Raw genomic sequence first — 7242 nt, 5'->3', positions numbered from 1 at the left:
GCCCGGATTTCTCCGGGCGCCCCCTACTCGTATCTGCTGGTCCGGCGCCCACCAGCCCGTCCGGCGTTCGAGGACGAGGCCGTTCAGGCCGACGCGGGGGTCCGGGGTCGGCAGCCCTCGGTGGACCACACCGGCGCAGAGTCCCTACTCGACGGACCGAGCCGCCGCCTGCCGCTCCTTCTCCGCCTTCTCCTCGGCCTCCATCTCGGCGAAGACGTCGATCGGCGGCGGAGCCTTCGCGAGGAACACCCACGTCAGCCACACCGCAAGCAGGAACGGCGGAATCTTCAGCGCGATCAGGACCCAGCCGAACTGCGTCGTGTCGGCCCACCAGTAGAGCGGGAAGAGGATCGCGCACTTGGCGAGCAGGATGAGACCCCACGCGTAACTGGCCTTCGCGTACGCCTTCTTGCGGCCGGGGTTGCGCGTACGCCAGGAGAGGTTCTCCTTGAAGACCGGCCCGAGGATCAGGCCGATCAGCGGGACCCCGGCGAGCGTCGTGACGATGTACGCGAGGGCGAGCCCCAGCGTGTACAGCATGCCCGGCAGATAGAAGTCCTTGGCGTTGCCCGTCATCATCGCGAAGACGACACCGAAGGCGACACCGAAGACACCGCTGAACGCGTGCTTGACGGTGTCCTTCATGACCAGACGGACCACGACGAGCAGGATCGAGACACCGAGCGCCGCGATGGCCGCCGAGTGCAGGTCCTTGTTGATCGTGAAGATCGTGACGAAGAGCAGGCCCGGCAGGACCGTCTCGATCATGCCCCGCAGACCGCCGAACGCCTCGAAAAGGGCGGCTTCGGTCACCGCCCGTGAGTCCTGCGCATCCTGCGCGTCCCGCTGGGCGTCTTCGGTCGGCTTGTCGAGCGACGTCACCGGCTACTCCCGTCCGAGGGGTCTGAGTTCGTACTTCGGATTGAACAGCACGCGCCGGCCCCGGCTCATCGAGATACGGCCCGACGCCATCAGCTTGCGCCCCGGTTCTATCCCCACGATGGAACGCCTGCCGAGCCACACCACGTCCAGGGCGGCCGAACCGTCGAACAGCTCGGCCTCCAGGGCCGGGACACCGGCCCTCGGGCGCAGGGTGACCGTGCGCAAGGTACCAGTAACCGTGACCACCTGTCGGTCGCGGCAGTCACCGATACGGGTGCAGCCCGCGGTCTCGGCGTCCTCGCGCAGCTCCTCCGACTCCAGGTCCTCCTGGGAGCTGGAGAGCCGGTCGATCATGCGCCGGAACCGGCCCGCCGGCTTTTCGGATCGAGGGACAGCACTCATACCTCAAAGCGTACCGGGGGCCGCTGACAGGAACGTACCCGTAGCACTAACGCTCGAACCGGTAGCCCATCCCCGGTTCGGTGACGAAGTGCCGCGGGTGCGAGGGGTCCACCTCCAGTTTGCGGCGGAGCTGAGCCATGTAGACCCGCAGGTAGTTCGTCTCGGTGCCGTAGGAGGGGCCCCAGACCTCCTGGAGCAGCTGTTTCTGGCTGACCAGCCGGCCCGTGTTGCGCACCAGCACCTCCAGGAGGTGCCACTCGGTCGGGGTGAGCCGCACGTCACGGCCGTCCCGGTGGACCTTCTTGGCGGCCAGGTCGACGGTGAAGTCCTCCGTCGTGACGATCACGTCGTCCTCGCCGCCGCCGGTGGGCTCGGCCCGGCGGACGGCCGCGCGCAGCCGGGCGAGCAGCTCGTCCATGCCGAAGGGCTTGGTCACGTAGTCGTCGGCGCCCGCGTCCAGGGCCTCGACCTTCTCGTCGGAGGAGTGCCGGGCGGACAGGACGAGGATCGGTACGCGTGTCCAGCCGCGCAGTCCCCTGATCACCTCGACGCCGTCCATGTCGGGCAGGCCCAGGTCGAGCACGACGACGTCGGGGTGGCGGGCGGCGGCGAGCTGGAGGGCGGTGGCGCCGTCGGGGGCCGCGTCGACCTCGTACTTGCGTGCCTTGAGATTGATCACGAGGGCTCGGGTGATCTGCGGCTCGTCGTCGACCACGAGGACCCGGGTCATGAAGCCTGCCTTTCCGGTTGTACGGGGCCTTCTTGCACGCGTTCTGCTCGCACGGCCTCTTCTTGCACACGTTCAGCCTGAAGGGCCTCTCCTTGCACGGCCTCTTCTTGTACGGCTTCTTCTTGTACGGGTTCCTCTTGTACGGGTTCCTCTTGTACGGCCTCTTCTTGTGCGGGTTCCGCGGCGTCCGGGGCTTTTGGGCGGGCGGAGCCCACCCTGAGCGTGAGGACCATGGTGAGGCCCCCTCCAGGGGTGTCCTCGGCGTTGAGCGTGCCGCCCATGGCCTCGGCGAACCCCCGGGCGACCGCGAGGCCGAGACCGACCCCGGCACCGCGCGGGGCGTCGCCGTACCGCTGGAAGGGAGCGAATATACGGTCCTTCGCCTCGTCCGGGACGCCCCGGCCCCGGTCCACGACCCGTACCTCCACCCGGTCGCCGAGCGCGCTCGCGGCCACCAGGACGCGCTCGCCCTCGGGGCTGTACTTGACGGCGTTCTCGACGAGGTTGGCGACCGAGCGCTCCAGCAGGCCCGGGTCGACGGCGACCATGGGCAGCGTCTCGGGGATCTCCAGTTCGACGCTGTGCTCCGGTACGCCGCCGAGCGCCATCGGCACGACCTCGTCGAGGTCGATCTCGCGGATCAGGGGCGTGACCGTGCCCGTCTGGAGGCGGGACATGTCGAGCAGGTTGCCCACCAGGTGGTCGAGCCGGTCGGCGCCCGCCTCGATGCCTTCGAGCAGTTCCGCCTCGTCCTCCTCGGACCAGGCCACGTCGTCCGACCTGAGGGACGACACGGCGGCCTTGATCGCGGCCAGCGGCGTCCGCAGATCGTGACTGACGGCGGCCAGCAGGGCCGTGCGGATGCGGTTGCCCTCGGCGAGCGTGCGGGCCTGGTCGGCCTCCTGCTGCAGCCGCTTGCGGTCGAGGACGACGACGGCCTGGGCGGCGAAGGCGGCCAGCACCCGGCGGTCCTCGGCGGGCAGCACCCGGCCGGAGAGGGCCAGCGCGGTGTGGTCGCCGACGGGCATGTCCACATCGGCGGCCTCGGGGAGCGTCGGCGGGTGCGGACCCACACTGCCCGCGCAGGTCCACGGGTCGACGTCGCCGGCCCGCTCCAGGAGGGCGACCGACTCCATGCCGAAGGTCTCGCGGACCCGTTCCAGCAGGGCGTCGAGGCTGGTCTCGCCGCGCAGGACGCTGCCCGCGAGGAAGGAGAGGATCTCGGACTCGGCGCGCAGCCGGGCCGCCTGATGCGTGCGGCGGGCCGCCAGGTCCACCACCGAGGCGACCGAGATGGCCACCCCGACGAAGATCACGATGGCGACGATGTTCTTGGGGTCCGAGACGGTGAGCCGGTGCAGCGGCGGGGTGAAGAAGTAGTTCAGCAGCAGGGAGCCGAAGGCCGCCGAGGCCAGCGCCGGGAGCAGTCCGCCGAGCAGGGCCGCCGCCACGGTCAGGGTCAGGAACAGCAGCATGTCGTTGGCGAGCCCGAGGTCCGCGTCGGCGTTGATCAGCAGCAGCGCGAGGACCGCGGGGCCGACGACACCGGTAAGCCAGCCCGCGATGATCCGGGACCGGCCCAGGCGCGCGCCCCGGGCGACCGGCAGGCCGCGCCCCTTGCCCGCCTCGTCGTGGGTGACGATGTGCACGTCCAGGTCGGGCCCCGACTCGCGCGCGACCGTGGCGCCGACGCCTGGTCCGAACACGTACTGCCAGGCCTTGCGGCGTGAGGAGCCGAGCACGATCTGGCTGGCGTTGACGCCGCGGGCGAACTCAAGCAGCGCGGACGGGATGTCGTCGCCCACGACGTGGTGGAAGGTGCCGCCCAGGTCCTCGGCAAGGGTCCGCTGGACGGCGAGTTCCTTGGGCGAGGCGGAGGTGAGGCCGTCGCTGCGGGCGATGTAGACCGCCAGCACCTCGCCGCCGGCGCCCTTCTCGGCCAGCCGGGCGGCCCGGCGGATCAGCGTCCGGCCCTCGGGACCGCCGGTGAGGCCGACGACGATGCGTTCGCGGGCCTGCCAGGTGGAGCGGATGCCGTGCTCACCCCGGTACTGCTGGAGGTACTCGTCGACGCGGTCGGCGACCCACAGCAGGGCCAGCTCGCGCAGCGCGGTGAGGTTGCCGGGGCGGAAGTAGTTGGACAGGGCCGCGTCGACCTTGTCCGGCTTGTAGATGTTGCCGTGCGCCATCCGGCGGCGGAGCGCCTGGGGCGACATGTCGACCAGCTCGATCTGGTCGGCCCGCCGCACCACCTCGTCGGGGAGGGTCTCGCGCTGGCGTACGCCCGTTATCGACTCGACGACGTCGCCGAGCGATTCGAGGTGCTGGATGTTGACCGTCGAGACGACGTCGATGCCGGCGGCGAGCAGTTCCTCGACGTCCTGCCAGCGCTTGGCGTTGCGGGAGCCGGGCACGTTGGTGTGCGCCAGTTCGTCCACCAGGGCGACGGCGGGGGCGCGCTCCAGGACCGCGTCGACGTCCATCTCGGTGAAGGCCGCGTCACGGTGGGCCAGCTCCCTGCGAGGGATCTGCTCCAGGCCGTGCAGCATCACCTCCGTGCGCGGCCGGTCGTGGTGCTCCACGAAGGCCACCACACAGTCCGCGCCCCGCTCGACACGGCGGTGCGCCTCGGACAGCATCGCGTACGTCTTGCCGACGCCGGGTGCCGCACCGAGATAAATCCGAAGCTTGCCGCGTCCCATGGCCTCATTGTCTTCCCAAACGCACTGCGTGGCTGGGTAGACCATACGACCGCCGATCCGGACGAATGGGACACCGGACAAGGACAACGACGACCTTGACACAACCCTGACGCACACCGCTTCCCGCGGGCAGGGATTTCAGGGGCGCGGGAAACGGCGCAGCTTCTCGCGCTTCAGGGCCGCAGCCCCAGGGGCGCGGGGAACTGCGCAATCCTTTGCTTCTAGGGGCGCGGGGAACGGCGCAATCTCTTAGGGGCGCGGGGAACTGCGCGACCAGCCCCCACCGGGCCGCAGACGAAATCCGGCGCCCAGAGCCTGCCCCGGTAGGGAACCCCCGGGCCCCTGCCGTCAGCTCTCCACGATCTCGCCGTCTCGCAGCTCAAGGACCCGGTCGGCCAGGCCCAGGAGGGCCGCGTCATGCGTGGCAACAAGCGCGGTCACCCGCTCACTACGCACCACCGCCCGCAACAACTCCATCACCCCGATCCCGGTCTCCGCATCGAGCTGCCCGGTCGGCTCATCGGCAATGAGCAGCGCGGGATTGTTCGCGAGAGCACGTGCGATGGCGACCCGCTGCTGCTGCCCTCCGGACAGCTCACCGGGCCGCTGCGCCGCATGGTCGGCGAGCCCGACCAGCGAGAGCAGCAGCTCGACACGCTCCTCGCGCTCCCGCGGATCGGCCCGGCGCAGCCGCATCGGCACGCCCACGTTCTCGGCGGCCGTCAGGATCGGGATCAGCCCGAAGGACTGGAAGACGAAGCCGATACGGTCCCGGCGCAGCTCAAGGAGCCCGTTCTCGCCGAGACCGGAGAGGTCGAGCCCGTCGACCGTGATCCGCCCCCCGTCCGGCTCGTCGAGCCCGCCGACCAGGTTCAGCAGCGTGGTCTTGCCCGATCCCGATCGCCCCTTGAGCGCGACGAGTTCCCCGCGCGGTATGTCGAACGACACCCCGCGCAGGGCGTGCACGGCGGTGGTTCCGCTGCCGTACGAGCGGTGGACGTTCGCCACCCGGACCATCGCGTCCGTGGCGACCGCGTCCGTGACGACCTGAGTGCTCATGGCTCTCCCCCGTGGACCGGGCGCCAGTATCACCGTCCGGCGCCCGGACCTGCAACGGTTCAGCTCGGGTTGTCGCCGTGCGTGAGCGTCTCCCAGGCGACGAACAGGTTGTTGCTGCCCGCCGGACGGTTCTGCGCCGTCAGCCGCTCGGTGTTGCTCATGGCGATGCCGAGACGGTTGTGCAGGGCGTTGTAGCCGACCTCGGTGACCGGCCCGAGCCCGAGGTTCAGCGACCCGCCGCACAGCCAGCTCGGGGCCGCCTCGCCGAGCTGGTACTTCGCCTGGAAGCCGAGCGCGTGCCGCAGTCGCTCGCCGACGTCGGTGCCGTACAGGTCCTGGCCCTGGATGCGGCTCGTCTCGGCGATGTGCGCGATCGCGGAGATCCCGTATCCGGTGTGCGTGAAGTCCCGGCAGGTCTCCTGGGTGACTCCGTTGACGAAGGTGGACTGTCCCTGCCAGTAGTTGACGATCTTCTGGGTGGTGTCGAGGTTCTGGCTCGGCACGGTCTTCGGCAGGGCGCCGTCGGAGGCTATGTAGACGTAGGCGGCCGTACGGGTGCGGAACTTGGCCATGGCCTTGTCGTACGAGGCCTTGTCCTCCAGGAAGACGGAGATGCCGACGGCGGCCTCCATCATCGACAGCTCCCAGTTGCCGTTGGAGTTCGAGCCGTTGATGACCTTGGGCAGATAGACGTCGCGCAGCATCGTCGAGAAGCGCCCGGAGTTCGCCCAGCCGCCGTCGTACGTGTACTTGATGATCTCGGCGGCCTTGGGCCAGGACGAGCCCGCCCAGCCGGTCTGCAGCGGTGCGTTGCTGTTGGTGTGGTCCTTGATGGTCGCGGACCAGGCGTCCATCAGCTCGATCGCCTTCTTCGCGTACCGGGCGTCGCGTGTGACGTACCAGGCGAGCGCCTGGGTGTACGCGGCGATCGCGTCCTCGCGTTCGTCGGTGCAGCCGTAGTTGGGGTTCGAGTACGAGCCGCACTCGACGACCGCGCGGGGCTTGGCGGTGCGCGTGAGCGAGCCGTACTTGCTCGCCATCATCTGGTCGTACGCGCCCTTCCAGGGCTGCGCACCCGCGTTGACCTGCTGTCGGGCGAAGTCCAACTGGCCGCGGGAGACGGTGACTCCGGGGTGCGCGAAGGTCGCGGGTGCCGCCTCGGCACGCTCGGCGGCGGGCCAGGCGAGGGCGCCGGCCAGCAGGGCGGTGACGGTGGCGAGGAGCGCGAAGCGGGATGCCCCGCGGTGGCGCGCGGGGCGTGCCGGGCGAGCCGGGCGTGAGCGTGCGGGGCGTGGGGGGACCGGAGCGGTCGGCTTCATGGGGGGCCATCCGTTCTCGTATGTGAACACGGAATGCCTTTATGAACACAGGCGTTGGCCGGGACCATAGGTACAGACCATGTCCGCGTCAAGAGAAACGGCGGGCGCCGACAGCGGGCCGGCAAGGACCCGGCCACCCCCGACCGCC

At 70.1% G+C, this 7242-nt stretch carries 6 protein-coding genes; all 6 read right to left on the bottom strand.

Translation table 11 applies throughout. From position 1 onward, the window contains the following. Nucleotides 1-144: 144 nt before the first annotated feature. Nucleotides 145-882 carry a DUF3159 domain-containing protein gene (locus ACFWGJ_RS18505; RefSeq protein WP_387325490.1) on the bottom strand — a complete coding sequence of 246 codons (738 nt, stop codon included), beginning with the start codon at nt 880-882 and terminating at the stop codon, nt 145-147. Between the two features lie 3 nt (nt 883-885). Further along, on the bottom strand, nt 886-1284 hold the full coding sequence (locus tag ACFWGJ_RS18500) for an OB-fold nucleic acid binding domain-containing protein (protein WP_107021532.1): 399 nt from the start codon (nt 1282-1284) through the stop codon (nt 886-888). Between the two features lie 46 nt (nt 1285-1330). After that, nucleotides 1331-2014, bottom strand: coding sequence for a response regulator (locus ACFWGJ_RS18495; protein ID WP_107021531.1), 684 nt, complete (start codon nt 2012-2014; stop codon nt 1331-1333). Further along, the gene (locus ACFWGJ_RS18490; RefSeq protein ID WP_387325487.1) at nt 2011-4716 is read right to left on the bottom strand and encodes an ATP-binding protein; all 2706 of its coding nucleotides are present in this window, start codon (nt 4714-4716) and stop codon (nt 2011-2013) included. Before ACFWGJ_RS18490 ends, ACFWGJ_RS18495 begins: the two co-directional genes overlap by 4 nt. A gap of 348 nt (nt 4717-5064) precedes the next feature. Further along, nucleotides 5065-5775 (bottom strand): ABC transporter ATP-binding protein, encoded by a 711-nt coding sequence (locus ACFWGJ_RS18485; protein ID WP_387325484.1) that lies wholly within the window; start codon nt 5773-5775, stop codon nt 5065-5067. 59 nt (nt 5776-5834) lie between these two features. Beyond that, nucleotides 5835-7094: an alginate lyase family protein gene (locus ACFWGJ_RS18480; RefSeq protein ID WP_387325481.1), complete on the bottom strand. Its 1260-nt coding sequence runs from the start codon at nt 7092-7094 to the stop codon at nt 5835-5837. Between the last annotated feature and the right edge of the window lie 148 nt (nt 7095-7242).

It is taken from the genome of Streptomyces sp. NPDC060205, from assembly GCF_042728395.1.
Lineage (GTDB): Bacteria > Actinomycetota > Actinomycetes > Streptomycetales > Streptomycetaceae > Streptomyces.
The sequence above is the reverse complement of the archived record's forward strand: the minus strand, read 5'-3'. Positions and strand labels throughout refer to the sequence as shown.

What these genes read in the sequence shown, in the direction of transcription:
- ACFWGJ_RS18500 (WP_107021532.1), bottom strand. Translation starts at nt 1,284, where the DNA reads ATGAGTGCTGTCCCTCGATCCGAAAAGCCGGCGGGCCGGTTCCGGCGC.
- ACFWGJ_RS18495 (WP_107021531.1), bottom strand. Translation starts at nt 2,014, where the DNA reads ATGACCCGGGTCCTCGTGGTCGACGACGAGCCGCAGATCACCCGAGCC.
- ACFWGJ_RS18480 (WP_387325481.1), bottom strand. Translation starts at nt 7,094, where the DNA reads ATGAAGCCGACCGCTCCGGTCCCCCCACGCCCCGCACGCTCACGCCCG.
- ACFWGJ_RS18485 (WP_387325484.1), bottom strand. Translation starts at nt 5,775, where the DNA reads ATGAGCACTCAGGTCGTCACGGACGCGGTCGCCACGGACGCGATGGTC.
- ACFWGJ_RS18490 (WP_387325487.1), bottom strand. Translation starts at nt 4,716, where the DNA reads ATGGGACGCGGCAAGCTTCGGATTTATCTCGGTGCGGCACCCGGCGTC.